Origin of the sequence: Stieleria bergensis (assembly GCA_007745635.1) — a bacterium.
GTDB classification, from domain to species: domain Bacteria; phylum Planctomycetota; class Planctomycetia; order Pirellulales; family Pirellulaceae; genus Stieleria; species Stieleria bergensis.
Window position 1 is genome coordinate 2,455,146 of the sequence record CP036272.1, and the last position, 14,687, is coordinate 2,469,832.

Annotated in this window: 13 protein-coding genes; 4 read left to right on the forward strand and 9 right to left on the reverse strand. The window is 54.2% G+C overall.

The window, feature by feature from the left end; all coding sequences use genetic code 11:
• Positions 1 to 673, forward strand: a 673-nt coding sequence (locus SV7mr_RS08335) for a hypothetical protein (RefSeq protein ID WP_419188259.1), incomplete at its 5' end; no start/stop codon positions are given.
• A gap of 366 nt (positions 674 to 1,039) precedes the next feature.
• Positions 1,040 to 2,857: an exo-alpha-sialidase gene (locus SV7mr_RS08340; protein ID WP_145270979.1), complete on the forward strand. Its 1,818-nt coding sequence runs from the start codon at positions 1,040 to 1,042 to the stop codon at positions 2,855 to 2,857.
• Here SV7mr_RS08340 and SV7mr_RS08345 read toward each other — a convergent pair.
• Complete coding sequence (locus tag SV7mr_RS08345; RefSeq protein ID WP_145270981.1) at positions 2,854 to 3,498, reverse strand: DUF3124 domain-containing protein; 645 nt, start codon at positions 3,496 to 3,498, stop codon at positions 2,854 to 2,856. The genes SV7mr_RS08340 and SV7mr_RS08345 overlap by 4 nt on opposite strands.
• A gap of 119 nt (positions 3,499 to 3,617) precedes the next feature.
• Complete coding sequence (locus SV7mr_RS08350; protein WP_145270983.1) at positions 3,618 to 4,667, reverse strand: hypothetical protein; 1,050 nt, start codon at positions 4,665 to 4,667, stop codon at positions 3,618 to 3,620.
• Here SV7mr_RS08350 and SV7mr_RS08355 point away from each other — a divergent pair.
• A complete protein-coding gene (locus tag SV7mr_RS08355; protein ID WP_145270985.1) occupies positions 4,666 to 5,103 on the forward strand; it encodes a hypothetical protein in 438 nt (145 codons plus the stop codon). The genes SV7mr_RS08350 and SV7mr_RS08355 overlap by 2 nt on opposite strands.
• 107 nt (positions 5,104 to 5,210) lie before the next feature.
• Here SV7mr_RS08355 and SV7mr_RS08360 read toward each other — a convergent pair whose 3' ends face one another.
• A complete protein-coding gene (locus SV7mr_RS08360; RefSeq protein ID WP_145270987.1) occupies positions 5,211 to 6,110 on the reverse strand; it encodes a YybH family protein in 900 nt (299 codons plus the stop codon).
• Between the two features lie 629 nt (positions 6,111 to 6,739).
• Between SV7mr_RS08360 and SV7mr_RS08365 the strand changes: the two genes are divergently transcribed.
• The gene (locus tag SV7mr_RS08365; protein ID WP_145270989.1) at positions 6,740 to 8,128 is read left to right on the forward strand and encodes a serine hydrolase; all 1,389 of its coding nucleotides are present in this window, start codon (positions 6,740 to 6,742) and stop codon (positions 8,126 to 8,128) included.
• A gap of 36 nt (positions 8,129 to 8,164) precedes the next feature.
• Here SV7mr_RS08365 and flgL read toward each other — a convergent pair whose 3' ends face one another.
• The 6 genes from flgL to SV7mr_RS08395 form a co-directional block, all read right to left on the reverse strand.
• Complete coding sequence (flgL, locus tag SV7mr_RS08370; RefSeq protein WP_145270991.1) at positions 8,165 to 9,622, reverse strand: flagellar hook-associated protein FlgL; 1,458 nt, start codon at positions 9,620 to 9,622, stop codon at positions 8,165 to 8,167.
• 82 nt (positions 9,623 to 9,704) lie between these two features.
• Positions 9,705 to 11,666, reverse strand: a complete 1,962-nt coding sequence (gene flgK / locus SV7mr_RS08375; RefSeq protein WP_145270993.1) for a flagellar hook-associated protein FlgK — start codon at positions 11,664 to 11,666, stop codon at positions 9,705 to 9,707.
• Between the two features lies 1 nt (position 11,667).
• On the reverse strand, positions 11,668 to 12,198 hold the full coding sequence (locus SV7mr_RS08380; RefSeq protein ID WP_145270996.1) for a hypothetical protein: 531 nt from the start codon (positions 12,196 to 12,198) through the stop codon (positions 11,668 to 11,670).
• Positions 12,199 to 12,250: 52 nt separating this feature from the next.
• Positions 12,251 to 12,637: a rod-binding protein gene (locus tag SV7mr_RS08385; protein WP_145270998.1), complete on the reverse strand. Its 387-nt coding sequence runs from the start codon at positions 12,635 to 12,637 to the stop codon at positions 12,251 to 12,253.
• Positions 12,638 to 12,686: 49 nt separating this feature from the next.
• Positions 12,687 to 13,937 carry a flagellar basal body P-ring protein FlgI gene (locus tag SV7mr_RS08390; RefSeq protein ID WP_145271000.1) on the reverse strand — a complete coding sequence of 417 codons (1,251 nt, stop codon included), beginning with the start codon at positions 13,935 to 13,937 and terminating at the stop codon, positions 12,687 to 12,689.
• Between the two features lie 18 nt (positions 13,938 to 13,955).
• Positions 13,956 to 14,597 carry a flagellar basal body L-ring protein FlgH gene (locus SV7mr_RS08395; RefSeq protein WP_145271002.1) on the reverse strand — a complete coding sequence of 214 codons (642 nt, stop codon included), beginning with the start codon at positions 14,595 to 14,597 and terminating at the stop codon, positions 13,956 to 13,958.
• Positions 14,598 to 14,687: the final 90 nt, after the last annotated feature.

Consider the following 14,687-nt stretch of genomic DNA (forward strand, 5'->3'; position numbering starts at 1 on the left):
TTCGCACTTGATGAAGCAACTCAATCAGTACCTTGCTCAGCGGGCGAATTACGAAGACGGTCGACGTGGGAGTTTTTGGGCTGGGCGTTATGGATCGACTCGGTTGGTCGATGATGCGGCTTTGTTGGCATGCACGGTCTACATCGACTTGAATCGGATTCGAGCGGGTCTTGATAAGCCATTTGACCAGCATAGCAGTGGGGCGTTGGGGCACCGGATCACAGAGGTCTTGCGAGCGCAGTACGAAGCGGATCAGGCTCAGGCGGAGGCGTTGGCTCGTCGGCACCGCTTTGATTTGCGAGAGAAGGGTGCGGATCGTTGCCGGGTGTTATCGAAGTTGGAGCTTGACGAGGCGCAAGATGCGGTAGGTTCGGCGCCGAGTCGATCGGGGAAGCGTTGTAGCGACAAGGGGTTCTTGCCGATCAGCTTTGAGCGTTACATGGAGTTATTGAAATGGACGCTGGGGATGCATGAGGACGGCGAGATTGAGCTTCCTGCGGCGCTCAGGTTTTCCAAGTTACCGGCGAAGGCTTGGTTATCGATGGCGAACCGATTTGGCGAGTTGTTTGGGAGTGTTGCCGGTTCGTTGGACTCGATGTCAGAGGAGCGGAAGCATGTGAGCGGAGATGCCTATTTCATCCGCAAGCAGGCTCGCGTGGTGTTGCAGATCTGAATCGCAGTTAGACGGAAGCCCCTATCGGTGGTGGCCGCCGATTACCTGTCATCTTTTTCAAGCTTTCTGAGAGCTTGCGGGCTAGGGTTGTGCGCACAAAGTGAGCAATTAGCGCGGAACTTGGTGGATCGGCTTCGAATGGAGTGGGATAGCGAAGTCCGATTCGCATAGTATCTCGCCTGCCTTGGCTAGGCTGCCTAATCTTCCGCCTGCGTCATTACTCACTGGGGACACACCCTCTCTCACCGGGGACACACCCTTTCTAACTGGGGACACACCCCGGGAAGATCGTTCACGCAACACGAAGCAGACACCCGGGATTATACTCCCATCACTTACTCCTTCATTCTTATCTTCCCGTCCGTTATGAATCAAAAACTCCCTGATCTGATCGCTCGTTTGATTGTACTTGTCTTTGTCTGTGCCAGCGCGGCATGCGGGCAGCAACCGATAAGTGATTTGACTTGGCAACTCGATTCGAATCAGTCCCAGGCCTGGAGCGTGCTCGGGGAAAATGCTTCCTTACGCCCAGGGCCAGATGGAAAGGCGCTCGCATTGCTCGGTGATTCTTTGCTGGAAATGAGGCAATCGGCGGATAAGCTCGATAGCAGCAAACCGTTTACGCTGACGATCTGGTTCTGCCCATTTTCGCTCGAATTCGGCCAACAGATGATTGCAGCCAAAAACCAATACTCGCTCAATAAACGCGAATGGAGCCTGTTGATTGACAACGATCGGAAACTTCGACTGTATCTTCGTCAGCAAGGTTGGTTGACAGCTGAATCACCCACCGATCTTGAACCCGGACACTGGTGCCAAGCAGCGATTGTTAATCGTTCAAGCTCAACCGAAATCTGGTTGAATGGACAGTTTGTCGACGCCATTCAGCACAGGCAACCCATCGAAGAAACAACCGCTCCACTCACTTTTGGTGGCGTCAATGATGCTGGTTCTATCCGTCAATGTTTCATGGGTGCCTTGAGCTCAGCCCACCTCTATCGACGCGCACTATCGAGCGACGAATTGCAGCGACAGTATTCGCCCTACCTCAAGACCCTTGACATTCCCGCTGCCGCCCAACCGGTTGAACTCTGGGATTCGGGCAAACAACTTCCTTCAGCAGATGAACTCAGTGAACTGCCAAATAAAGAGTTTCGCGTCGTCAAAAAGTGGAATCAAGTAAAGGATGGTTATACCTTCTTGCATGGCGTTGCCTTGTGTTGGCATCACGGAAAACTATTTGCTTCGTTCGGGCATAACAAAGGAGCTGAAAATACGGTCAGTGAGGAGGCACAGTATCGAGTAAGCGATGACGATGGAAGAAATTGGAGCGAACTTCGCCTCATCGACGCCGGGGAACAAGCGAACTTGGCCGTCAGCCACGGTGTGATGGTCTCCGACCAAAAGAAACTGTGGGCCTTTCATGGCGCTTACTACAACAAAATGCAGGACATCCACACCCGCGCCTACTCGTTTGACGAACCCTCTGGGACATGGATGAAGCACGGTGTTGTGATCGGAAATGGGTTTTGGCCGATGAATCAGCCGGTCAAAATGAAAGATGGCAACTGGATCATGCCTGGTTTCATTGGAGCCCCTAATTCACATAGCAAGGTGTGTCCCGCAGCAGTCGCGATCAGTCACGGTAATGACTTCACGAAATGGGACTTGGTCAAAATCCCGACCATGAAAAGTGTCAAGAGAATGTGGGGCGAATCTTCTCTATTCGTCAGCGGGGAAAAAGTGTTTAACATCGCACGCTACGGGGACAAGACAGCGGCATTGCTGGCAAACAGCGATGACTATGGCAGGACATGGCAGCCAAGCCGTGTGAGTAATCTGCCTATGGCAACGAGCAAGCCAGCGGCCGGAACGCTAAGCACTGGTCAGAAGTATCTCGTTTGCACCACAGCAAGCCACAACGGCGGTCGACGATCTCCCTTGACGATCGCCGTCTCCAGAGTCGGGGAAGAGACGTTTTCCAAAATCTTTGTCGTGAGACGATCTCGGGGCCCCGAAGGTGCGGGCGAATCAGCGGCACGCTTGAGCCTGGCTTACCCTTATGCTGTCGAGCACCAAGGAAAACTTTACGTCGGCTACTCCAACAGCGGTGGTCGCCCGGGAAATCAAAACAGTGCGGAACTAGCAATCATTCCTGTGAAAGATCTGGCAGTTGGCCACTAAGGTGTCTGAGTTTGGAACGAATCCGAAGTGGTCGAAGAAAGTTCGGAAATCACTTTTCCCGGTCGAGCAAAGGAGATACCGCGTTGCCGATCCGCATTGATCATGATCGCCTCAATGATCGGCTCGGATACCTTTACTTCCGAGATCCACTGAACCAGGAAATTTGCTCCCACTCCACCCGAAGTGTCTCCGCCTTCCACTAAGAATTCTGTCGATGCCATCGGAGCCAATGGCAAAGGTTCGCTAAGGTAAGCCTTCAACTGTTCTCCGTCTGTATTGAAGTAACGCACCGACTTGACAATCAGTTCTTGGTCGGGACTGGTGTTGCGAATACTGAGCGTGATCGTCAGTAGCGTGGGCTGTCCGTTGTCCTGATAGATATGTGAATAAGCAGGGACATAAACGGTTTGGCCTTGGACGGGTTTGATTCGCTGCAACTCCATTCGCTCGGCCGCAGACTGCTTGTCTTGCGGGCGATCCGCTGGAGGGCGGTAACGCGCCTCTTTCTCAAACGTCTCTGTACGCAAATCAAGAATGACCGCAACGACCAACATGGTCAGGATCAGAACAACTGCAATCGCACCCGCAATCTTCAGCTGACGAAACGATTGATCAATTTGTTCGAAGTCGTTTTTAGTCATGACGCCAACTTTTCTCCCCGGAGAATTACCCTTTGACGATGTTGATAGAAAGCAAGTGCCGGAAGCGATCGCCGCGTCACCTTAAGACGACACGACGATCAACTTGCGATCAAAGAGGGCTATTGCTGAGATTCACCTTCTGGATCTTCCAGTCGAACCAGCAAAACTTGCTCGGTTTGGCCGTCTTCGAAGTGGATCAGAGCAGGAGCAGCATCCTCTGTCAAGTTGTTGATGCCGGTTTCCATCAACGGGCGTTCCTGGCCCTTGCCAACCCAGGCAGCTCGCTGAGACTTTTGGTCAACGGCTCCTTCAATCTCAACGGATTTGTCCGTCGACTGGTTGTAGAAAGTTCCCGCAATGATTCCGGTCTTGCTCACCGCTAGTTGGACAAACATGGTCGGCGGTGGTCCAGACGTTTCGCCATCTTGCGTGACGGCAAAAACACCAAGCGTCAGCCACTCTTCATTGTCCTGGGCCTCGGGTGCGCTCGTGGCTATCTGAGAAGCTTGGTCAGCATATTCGTCGGCCGAAGCATAAACCTGGTCTCCATAATAGACTTGGTCTCCCTCGTAATAGACATTGTTTCCGTAGCTATAACTGACCGGTTGTGACCAGCCCCAAGGGAACCATGAGGTCACAGCTGCCCACGATGCCCAGCGATACGGACGCGTAATCGCCCATCGTCCCCAAGCAGGATTCTCTCGCCAGAAATCGCCTCGCAACGGATAGCGATTCATATAGTCATTGACGTAGTCTCGACGTTCTTCTCGGTTCTGCTGCCATTCACCCCGATTCTCAATGCGACCCGCTTGGTTGTCGGAGAATTGCTCTCGTCGGTCCTGGCGGTCGTTTGTTCGATCGCCGCGGTTTTCCGTCCGATCACCTCGATTGTTTGAGCGATCCTCTCGGTTATTGCTCACTTGATCTCGGCGATCGCCAGGACGTGCTTCAGGATCACGACGGTTGGCCAAATCACCTCGGTCTGCCGTTCCTGGCCGCTCTCCCGTTCCTGGCCGAGCAGGCATTTGCCCCGGCGAAGCGTCGCGGTTCTGCAAGAAGTCTGCTGCTGCACCACCGGCAGCCGCGCCACCGATCCCCGCAGCCAAGCCAGCGCCCGGTGACATGCCCGGACGACTGCCAGCCTGGGGAATGTCAAGGAAGTTTCGCATGTCCGATTGGCTTGGACGTTTGCCAGGATTGGAAAAATTGGGACGTGATCCGCCCCCAAGATTCGAACCAGGGGTGGTCGAAGGACGACCCGTGGATGGAAAGCCCGTTGAAGGTCGACCCGTGGATGGAAAGCCCGTTGAAGGACGACCCGTTGAAGGACGACTTGGTGACGGTCTACTGGGCGATGGACGGCTCATCGAAGGCGATGGACGGCTCATCGAAGGCGATGGACGACTCATCGAAGGTGATGGACGGCTCATCGAAGGCGAGGGACGACTCGCACCGCCCCCGCGCATGCCTCCTCCGCCCCCACGTGGGCCGCGAGCATCAACGGGCATCTCAACGATCAGCATTGCCCCAAGGCAAAGAAACATGGAAAGCTTGAAACGTTTCATATCTGTATCTAAGGTTTTGGTTTCGAATGTTTTTTTCTGAACGCGTGCATCACGCAGCGCTGAACAGGATTGTTGAATTAAGGTCGTTGGCTAGGTCATGACGAGTGAAGCAAACGCCGCGTAGAGCATTGCCTAGCGCATTCATGACTACTGCTTCACGACGGTGACCTCAGGTGTGCTTGGCAGCATCTTGCCATCGACGGATCGCTGCATGGCCTTGAGCTTGAAGGTGTTGTCGTCTACGGGAGTGATCACGTTTACGGCGGAGACTCTGCGGCCGTCGCCTGTGACACCGCTCTTCACTGCATACCAGCTGCCTTCGTCTTTTCCTTGAGACCAATTAGCTTGGGAATGTCCTCCGTCGGAGTCGAATGTCCAACTCTTGATGCGTTTCGCATTCGCATCCCAGCCGATTAGCTGTAATCCCATCACGTCGTCTTCACCATCGATGGCAACGTGAAATTTGCGGCTAATAAAATTCTTGTTGCTGGTCCAGTCGCAAACGGTGTCAACGGTGACACCATCTGACTGATCGGTCCACGTGCCAATCATCCAGGCTAAAGGCTCAAGACTTGAGGACTCTTTCTCGGCAACCACCGGCTCTTTATCCGTGACTCGGTCCAGTAACCATTGTCCGTCACGGCGAATGTAAATGGCCGAGTAAGGAATGGTTGCATGAGGGTCCGATGAATAGAGCGCTGCGCCTCGCTCGATCGCGATGTTTGGCGAAAGGAAGTCAATTGACTGAACATCAATGTCCAGTTTCGAGTCGTTGTCGGATTCAAACAATCGCGTGAACAGGTCAGCAATTGCCTTGCGACCAACGAACTGTTCGCCCGTGACTTCGTCTGTGTAAACGGCTTCTGGAGACCAAAAGTCGGCAACGGCTTTGGCATCTTTCTTGTTAAAGGCAGCGATGTACTTGGTGCCAATCTCTTTGATTGTCGCTGCCGCCTTGTCTTCAGCGGTCTGTTCGGAGTTTGTTTTCTCCGCGTCATCGGTTTCTGCGCGAACAATGGTCTGACCCATGACGATCAGGCCGATCATTAGAACAAAACCGATGCTCGTTCGGCCAATTCTCGGACGTATCACTTTAACTACCCTATCAAGCGAGAATGAAAATGGAGCCGCGACTGTTTCGCGACATGAAGGAATGACTGTGAGGTCTTTCGTGCGTTTTCTTGCGGTTCACTCAGTGTAACGCCTCGGACAGGGCCAAGAGGGCCAAACAGCGGTAATTGGAGGCCTTGCCAAACGAACGAAATGTGCAGTTCTGCAGGGGGGATTCCGCGAGTTGCTGGCGTCCGCAAATTTGCACGTTCGCGACCACTCGGCAGACTGCATCCTGCCGCAGATAGCATTGCTTTCAAAGCACAGTTCGCGCGGCGATTGATGCTGAGCTGAAGGTAATCCCGATCCGCAATTGTCGCCTGTATCGATTGGAGGCACATGGAGAACGTCCCGCGCCTTGTTCGCCGCCGCAGTGGCGCCGCCACTGCCTTCGCGCCGCCGTCTGACGAATCTTGTCCCGCGACCGTCTTGACGTGGTCTCTTGGTGGAAGTGCCTTCGTCGTTTGAGATACAATCTTGCTGGTGGTGAGCGATCTCGGTTTGGCCCGTCGATCGCTGCTCCGACTCATTCACGCCTGCACTTCCCTGATCCTTGGGTTCCTAAAATGACGAAGTGTTTTCGGATCGTGCTGTTCGTTTGCCTTGGCGCGATCTTTGTCGCTCCATCAGCGGCACAGTTGCCAGCACAACTGTCCCCGGTCGGGCGGTTGTTTGATCGGTTTGATTCAGATGATGACAAGACGATCACGACCGATGAGCTGGTTGATCAGAGGCTCTTTAACGTCCTTGATCGGAACCAGGATGGCGTGATCGAGCACGCTGAATCGCGGGACGCTTTCATGGCAATGCAAGTGGACGAACGTCGACAAGTTGTGCGGAATCTGGCCAGGCTTTCTCAAAATACGAAACCAGTTGCTGCAGAGGAAACGACAAAGCCAGTTGAGGCCACTCTAACGCAACGGCTCACCGCGATCGGCGATGACGCGGCAGCATCACCCGCGGTGCCGGGAGGTTCGATTCGCGTGGTCGCGGACCGGAAGATTGTTTTTGACAAAGGCTTTGGCACGTTCACCAAACAGGTCGATCGGCCCTGGCAACCGAACACGCCTGTGGCGTTGGCATCGATCACCAAGTCCGTCACGGCGACGCTTGTGGCTTTATTGGTGGATCAGGGGCATCTTGATTTTGACGACCCCGTGTCGGAGTACCTGCCTGAGTTCGGAAGCTTGCGGCTAAACGGCAAGCCAATTCGATCACCGACAATCGCTGAGTGTTTTTCGCATACATCGGGTTTTCCAGCCGGAACCAGGTCCCGCTTGCCTTCGGAATCACCACTCCGGAAAGCAGATCAGCGTGAGGTGGCGCGGCTGATTGCTGAGCGAGGACTCGTGCGCCAACCCGGGACAAGCTTTGCATACTCTTTCCGTGGTTATGCGATCGTTGCGGCTGCCATTGAAGAGAAACTTAAAAAGCGATTTGCCGATGTGCTAGCCGTCGAGCTTCTGGAGCCACTGAAGATGCAGAGGACGACATTCGCACCCTCTTTGGAAACCATTCTGCAGATGCCAATCTATGCGGATCAAGCGGCCGGTCGCGACGTAGAGCAGGTGAAGCGGCAGATTGCTCGGCTGCGGTCCCAGCAGCCAACGTTTGTCAACGCGGCGGGTGGCTTGGTGTCGAATGCTGATGACATGACGCGATTTTTACAGCTTCATGTTGATAAAGGTGCCATTGATGGAAACGTTTTGATTCAACCGGAAACCCTCCAACGTCTGTATGCAATCGCTCCTGGGTGCAAGGATTACGGGATGGGCTTCAAGACACGGCGCTTCGGTGAGCGACGCCTTATCGGTCATGGAGGTGCAACAGGGACAGGTGCTTACTTCGATCTACAGGCCAAGCGTCTATTGATCGCGCTGACACAATCACGACAAGCTGGTTCGGCTGCACTGGTTGCCCCCGCATTGACCGCAGTCTTTGCTGACCAGGATTAAGTTCGCTGGCGGATGACGTTTTTAGCCGAGTATGCGTTAACCTAAAAAACTGATCAGATCGATCGAAGTCACGCTGGCAGTCACGGCATAGGTGTACTGCAGCATCGTCTGGTTGGTTTCCAAGTTCAGTACCGCGCTGGGAAAGTCCGTCACTTGCAGGTCATTGATCTCGACCTCAGCAGCCTGTTTCATGTCCTCCACTCGTGTTTGCAAGCTTTCCATGGTTTGCAGCGCGCTCGACTGTTCACCAATGACGTGTAAGACGTTGTTGGCAATCTCATCCAGTTCACCCAGGCGGCGGTTTAATGCCGCGGCGTACTCCGTCACAGACAGTCCGCGTTGGTTTCTGATGTCGCGTTGAATGCCGTCTAGGACTTGAAAGAGATTGGAACTGCCGGGAAACTCGACTGAGTCAGTTCCTGTGCGTCGAATGTTTGTGGAATCGATCGTGGTGTAGCGGCCGGTGGCGGAGTCAACGACCTGTTGGTCACCGGCGTGGGTGACGGGGATGGTGGTCAGCCCGTTGTCAATGCTTAACGTGGCTGTGGATTCAATGTCGATGGTGCCGTTGAAGCCAGCGGTAATTGCCGAGGTATCCACAAACACTTGTTCTCCACCGGGGCCAATAACGCGCAGGTTGGTGTCGGCGTTGGTGAAGGCGACCGGCGTCCCGTCGTTAAGTGCAACGGTTCCCGATGAGCCATCACCGGCCAAATCGATGACCGTCAACGTGTACGCGCCCATTGGTCCAACAATTGTGTCCTCGGCGACCGAGTCGGTTCCCGGAGCGACGCCTGATCCGGCGGCGTAGGTCGTCGCGATGTGGGTCACTTCAAGCGGCATGCGGCCTTGCAGGCTATCGGTTCCACCGCCATGCGCTGCGCCTGTGGTTCCGATGACCAGTGTCTGGTCACGTCCGGGAGCCCCGAAAATCTCTCGGCCGTCGTAATACATGTCGACCGACAAGGCGTCGCCGATATGCGCTTGACCGCGTAGACTGGTGCCTTGGTACTGGGCGTCGACCAAGTGATTGGCAGTCGCGGCGGCTGTGAACGCGAAGGGTTCTGTTTCCGAGCGAGAGCCACCGTACAAATATTCGCCATGATGTTGTGAATTGGCGATCGCCTCTAGTCGTTCCAGCAAGGGCTCGGCTTCATTGGCCAATGCCTCTCGTTCCACGCCTTCAATGGACTGGATGCCTTGCAGCACTAAGTTTCGAGCATTGGTGAGAATCGAATTGACCTCTTCCAAGTTGGAAACGCTAGCGTTCAGGTTTGATGTCGCTCGCTGAATCACAGAAATCTCAGAATCCATCTGCGAGACACGTGTTTGCAGTGCACGAACTTGACGATAGCCCAGCGGTTGGTCCGACGGGACTTCGAATTCCGCCCCCGATGCAATCTGGCGCTGTGCCCGAAACAGTTTCTGGTTCTGGAGGTTCGAAAAGTGGATCGCATTGCGTGCGAAGGTATTGGCTGTAACCCGAAAGGCCATGAGTCCTTTCCTTTTTGCGGAGGAATTTTACTGGCATAATCAGCCACCAGAATGGAGTTGACTCTGGTGGCGACTGATGATGTTAAATAATGTTGAGCAGTTCGGTCAGCAAACTGTCGTTGGCTTGAATCACTCGAACAGCCGCTTCATAGGCTTTCTGGTAACGCTGTAGATTGACCAGTTCTTCGTTCAGATCAACGCCCGACACCGAGTCGCGTTCTTGCTCCAACCGGTTTTGATACGCGTTCAAGCTCGCTGACAAGGATGTGTTTGCACTGATCTCAAAACCAAGAAGCATCCCCGTCTGGTCTGAATACTGTGACAGTGTCTGGGAGTCCGGCATAATGGTCGCGTCAGCAAGATCCATCATGCGCCGTAGGTTTCGCGTGTCTGAGACATCACCGCTCAGGCCGACCGCAAAACGAGTGCTATCGCTAAGAAGAGCTTCATCGACCGCGATGTCATTCGCATTGGAACCCGAGAAGAAGGCGTTGATTCCGATTGCCGAAAGCAGTCCCGACGTGTCGCCATTGGCTGTTAGCCGAGTGCCAAACTGATCGGCGTTGTTCAGGTCTCCAGCTGAGAAGCTGACGCGAACGCCTTCCCAGAGCTCCACTTCCGAGCCCGGTTCGTAGCCGTCACCCAGGTTGAATTGACGCAACAAATCACCGCCAGCTGAATAGACTTCGGCGACCAAACTGTTTGCAGAGCCGATCGATCCAGAGCCACTGATTTGGACGGAAATCTCTTGATTGGAATCACCCTGATAGGCACCTGTGAGCGTGGCGACACTCGTGCCAGTGACCAGGGTCATGTCTGGTTCCGTTGCAAAGCCTCCGGCAAAATCAAACCGTCGGCCGGGAGATGCCATGAACTGGACTTTTTGGTCATCCGCCCGAACTTGTCCGCTAAACCCGGTGACCGCATTAAGAGTCGTCAGGACATCGTCCAGGGTGTCCGCGGCTGGGTCGATGCTAATGACTTCGGTGGTGCGCACGCCATTTTCATCCACTAGCCCAACGGTGATCTCGCCTGCGGAGAGGTTGGCATTGGGAAACGCATCCTGCAGTAACGCAGTGGAGTCGGAGACGGGAACATTTCCAATACTGAATTGGTAGCCTCCGGCAGACCCAAGTCCGGTGGCGTGGATTTGATTGACTTGGTGAATCAACTCGTTGGCCAAGTGATCGAGCCGATCATTGAATTGCGGCACAGTGGAATTGTAAAGTTCCAAGAGCCCCGCCAGGCGGCCGCCTTCGATCTCCAAGGGCTGTGACGAATCGTTCAGATACAGCTCAATCTGCTGGCCGGTTTGCACGACATTGATACGGTCGGGTTTTAGGCCTTGCTTGGAAGCATGCCGACCGATAATCAACGTCATGTCACCATCGGGCTCATCGTAACGACGCAGTCCAACGATTTCATTCAACCGGGTTACAGACAGGTCACGCTGGTCGAATTCGTGATTCGGTGTGAAGCCTTGGTTCAGTTGTCGGGCGATGGTATCGCTAGTGGTTGAGACGTCAATGAAGTGCTGATTGGCTTGTTCGATTTCATTGAAGATCTGCATCTCTAAGTTGGTGCGAATGCCATTGAGTTCCGCAGCAGAGTTTCGCAGCAGGTCGGACAAGTCAGCCGCTGATTCACGGACTGAGGTCTGCAGAGCGACTTCACCGGGGGCCGAGGAGAGTCGAGTGATATCTGAAAAGAACGTGTCCAAAGTTAGCCCGATCGCGTCGTCACCGGCTAACAGTGCCGCTTCGATTTGCCGCTGCACCGTCACCAAACGATCGACTCGGGAGACATCGCCGGAGACTGACAGCAGGGTGTCTTCGGCAACCGCATCGCGCAACCGGCGGACGCTGCCAACATCGACACCGTCGCCAACGCGAAAGTTATAGCGTGTTTGCGGATTTCGAGCCTGCAGGTCGACTTGCCGGCGATGATAGCCTTCCGTCCCCGCATTGGAGATATTGTTCGAGACCGACTCCAGCAAATACTGGCTGGTCCTTAAGGCGGACAGACCAATTGAAAAACGTTGCATGTCAGCAGTTCCTTCCGATGACGCGTTCGGGTCCTAGCTTAAACGGTTGTCCTTGGCGGCCGTATTGAGAGTCATTCGGCTCACACTGCAGCACACCAAGGAGAAAGCTGCGATGAAATTCTGTGCTGTAGAAGACAACAACTTGATTGGCAAACAGTTGTTGCTGGGCCTCGATCATGCGGCGTTGCAATTCATCACGTTTGGCGTGCAACGCAGTTTGCTGATCCAGGGGGGCAGCCTGAATCAGTCCCCGAATGCGATTCGGTGGCGTCGATTTGGATTCGTTCCATGACGGATCGAAGTCCTGGAGCAAGGCGTTTCGGGAAAGCCCGGTCTGCTTCGCGCAAGCCTGTAATCGTTTAATCATTGGGTCCAGGCCCAGAAGGTCTGACTCACTGGGCCCGTTGATGCCGCTGCCGGTCAATAAAACCGACAGTTGTTCGTTCAAGGATTCCAGAGCCTGGACCACCTGTTCTTCCTGAGCCAGTTGTCGCTCAATCCGAGAAGCGACTTGATCTTCTGCAAGTTTCATCGTTTGGCCTCCTTGCCAACGCAGATGCGAACGGTTTGAGTTTGGTAAGCACTTAAACCCGTGTCGTGACGCGGGAAGGTGACGCTTGATCACCGCTTGGTTGATCTTGAGTTTGTTCAGGTAAGCCCGCGGAAGTGAATGCGTGGCTGTTTGATTGATGCTTCTCGTATTGTTGGAGCATCAGATCACCGACGCCCAACGGACTGGTTTCGGCCATGTGTTTGCCGATGAAGAGGTCAAACATCCCGCCGAAGGAGTCACTACCTTCTTCGCCAAAGAATCCGGTTTCCAAGGTCTGACGCATTTCCTTGATCATCATGGAAAGAAACACGCTTTCAAACTCGGAACCCATCTCTTCCATGTTCTTGCCAGATTTCATGTCAGCATTGGCAATGCTAAGCATCGGGCCAGGCATGGCGGGAGTGATGTTGTTGACCATGGTTAAATCCAATGGAAAGGAGTTGGAATGAACTTCAATTGCACAAGGCTTATTCGATCACCAGTTCTGCGTTCAAAGCACCTTGGTTGCGCAGTGTCGTCATGATGCGCACCATCGTGTTTGGCGAAACGGCCAGCGAGTTAAGTGCTGCGGCCAAGTCACCGACCGCCAAGCCGCCGGGCAGCAAGTTGTACCGACCGCCTGATTCAAACAAATCGATCTCTGTTCGCGGCAAAACCGTTGTTTGGCCGCCGCTGAACGGTGCTGGCTGACTGGCGACTGGTGATTCACTGGTCGAGATCACTAAGTTCTCGCTGGCAAAGACGATCGGTTCCAGCTTGACGTTATGCCCGAACACAATCGTGCCGGTCTTCTGGTTGATCACCACCCTGGCCGGCAGATCGGTTGTGATTTCGATGTTACCAACGATCGAAATGAACTCGGTGACTGCACTTCGAAACGAGTCCGGAATGCGCACTGCGACCGTTCCCTGATTGAGCGCGTAGGAAGACCCAGGCAGCCACCGGTTGAGCACGTTAGTGATCGCCGTTGCGGTGCCGAAGGACTTGTTCCGCAGGACAAGGTGAAAGATGCCATTGGGGCATAGCTGATCACAGGGGATCTCACGTTCCACAATCGCTTCGCAAACACCTACTGTTGGATGGTTTTTGGTGACGCTCGCTGCGTTGCCTTGAGCGGCGATCCCGTCGGCAATGACCGGACCGCTAGCGACGGCGTAGATTTGATCGTCAATCCCACGCAAGACCGTTCCCTCTAGGGTTCCGCCTCGCAGGCTGGTTGCGTCGTCAGCAACCGAGACGGTGACCAGGATCTTTTCCCCGGGGCGGGCGTGTGGAGGGATCTGTCCCGAAACCATCACGGCCGACATGTTGATGGTTTCAACAACGGGGACATAGACGCCCTGTCGCTCCAGATAGTTCCTGGCCATCACGCGTGTTTGTTGTGCTCGTGCTCCCGTACCGCTTAATCCAAACACCAAACCGCCGCCGGAAACATGGTTGACACGCTCGCCTTCAACAAACGTGACATCCTTGATTCGAACGGTTCGGCTCGGTCGTTGTAAACGCCGGTTTTCAATGTTCGGTGACAAAATGGACGCAGGGCTAATCGGCACATTTGGCGGTTGCTGGATCGGCGCATTGGGCACTTGTGGCTGTTGCGCAGGCACTGCTGTTGGTGGCGGTTGCTGCCCGCTGGCAATGAAGCTCAGGTTGACCGCTGCAACACCGAAAAGCGCAATGATCCTTGAGGGGAGGATCGCCGATTTTGTGATTTTCATCGTGAATCTCCCTAAGGACTAAAATGGCCACCAGCGATTGAATCGCCGTGATAACCAACCTTGACTTGTAAACGCTTGTTCTGCACCGGTCGCATCGATGGTCAGTTTCATGTCCGCGACCTTGTACGAAGGCACCGAGTTATTGGGAAGCACGTCGAATTGCCGAACCGTTCCAGTGATCTTCAGGCAACGCACATCGCCTTGCAGTGAAATCGTCCGTGAACCTTCCACGACCATATTGCCGTTGGGGAGCACATCGACCACGGTCACGCTGATGCGATCATTCAGTTCGCGTTCACTGCGATACTGTGCGTCGCCGCGAAAGTCTCTCGCGTGTTCCGAGTTGGTTGAGACCTGCAGATCACCTGCAGCTCCACCCACGTCACCACTTAATGCATAGTCGAACCCTTGCGATGACAAACTGGCTCCGGCCTTGTCCATTCGTCGCTGGTCTCGATTTTCGATATCCGTGTTTTCGACGATCACGATCGCGATTGTGTCACCGCGTTTCCTGGCTGTGAAATTTTGATAACAATCTACTCGGTTGTCATTGCGATTTTCAAACAGGCTTTGCGCGTCGGCGACGCCCGGTGGGCTGATCGCGGCATTGGCCATTAAGACCAATAAAGCAACCAACGCTTTCCATCTGAACGGTTTCATGGGTCCATCCAACAGTTGTTGAGGTTGTAATCAACGGTTTGACGTTGCGGGATAGCGTCGATCCGTTGAAGGGGTAAGGCATTCCTAAGT

Excerpts from the sequence above, each read along its gene's own strand:
- SV7mr_RS08340 (WP_145270979.1), top strand. The coding sequence starts at position 1,040 with ATGAATCAAAAACTCCCTGATCTGATCGCTCGTTTGATTGTACTTGTC.
- SV7mr_RS08345 (WP_145270981.1), bottom strand. The coding sequence starts at position 3,498 with ATGACTAAAAACGACTTCGAACAAATTGATCAATCGTTTCGTCAGCTG.
- SV7mr_RS08355 (WP_145270985.1), top strand. The coding sequence starts at position 4,666 with ATGTCCGATTGGCTTGGACGTTTGCCAGGATTGGAAAAATTGGGACGT.
- SV7mr_RS08350 (WP_145270983.1), bottom strand. The coding sequence starts at position 4,667 with ATGCGAAACTTCCTTGACATTCCCCAGGCTGGCAGTCGTCCGGGCATG.
- SV7mr_RS08360 (WP_145270987.1), bottom strand. The coding sequence starts at position 6,110 with ATGATCGGCCTGATCGTCATGGGTCAGACCATTGTTCGCGCAGAAACC.
- SV7mr_RS08365 (WP_145270989.1), top strand. The coding sequence starts at position 6,740 with ATGACGAAGTGTTTTCGGATCGTGCTGTTCGTTTGCCTTGGCGCGATC.
- flgL (WP_145270991.1), bottom strand. The coding sequence starts at position 9,622 with ATGGCCTTTCGGGTTACAGCCAATACCTTCGCACGCAATGCGATCCAC.
- flgK (WP_145270993.1), bottom strand. The coding sequence starts at position 11,666 with ATGCAACGTTTTTCAATTGGTCTGTCCGCCTTAAGGACCAGCCAGTAT.
- SV7mr_RS08380 (WP_145270996.1), bottom strand. The coding sequence starts at position 12,198 with ATGAAACTTGCAGAAGATCAAGTCGCTTCTCGGATTGAGCGACAACTG.
- SV7mr_RS08385 (WP_145270998.1), bottom strand. The coding sequence starts at position 12,637 with ATGGTCAACAACATCACTCCCGCCATGCCTGGCCCGATGCTTAGCATT.
- SV7mr_RS08390 (WP_145271000.1), bottom strand. The coding sequence starts at position 13,937 with ATGAAAATCACAAAATCGGCGATCCTCCCCTCAAGGATCATTGCGCTT.
- SV7mr_RS08395 (WP_145271002.1), bottom strand. The coding sequence starts at position 14,597 with ATGAAACCGTTCAGATGGAAAGCGTTGGTTGCTTTATTGGTCTTAATG.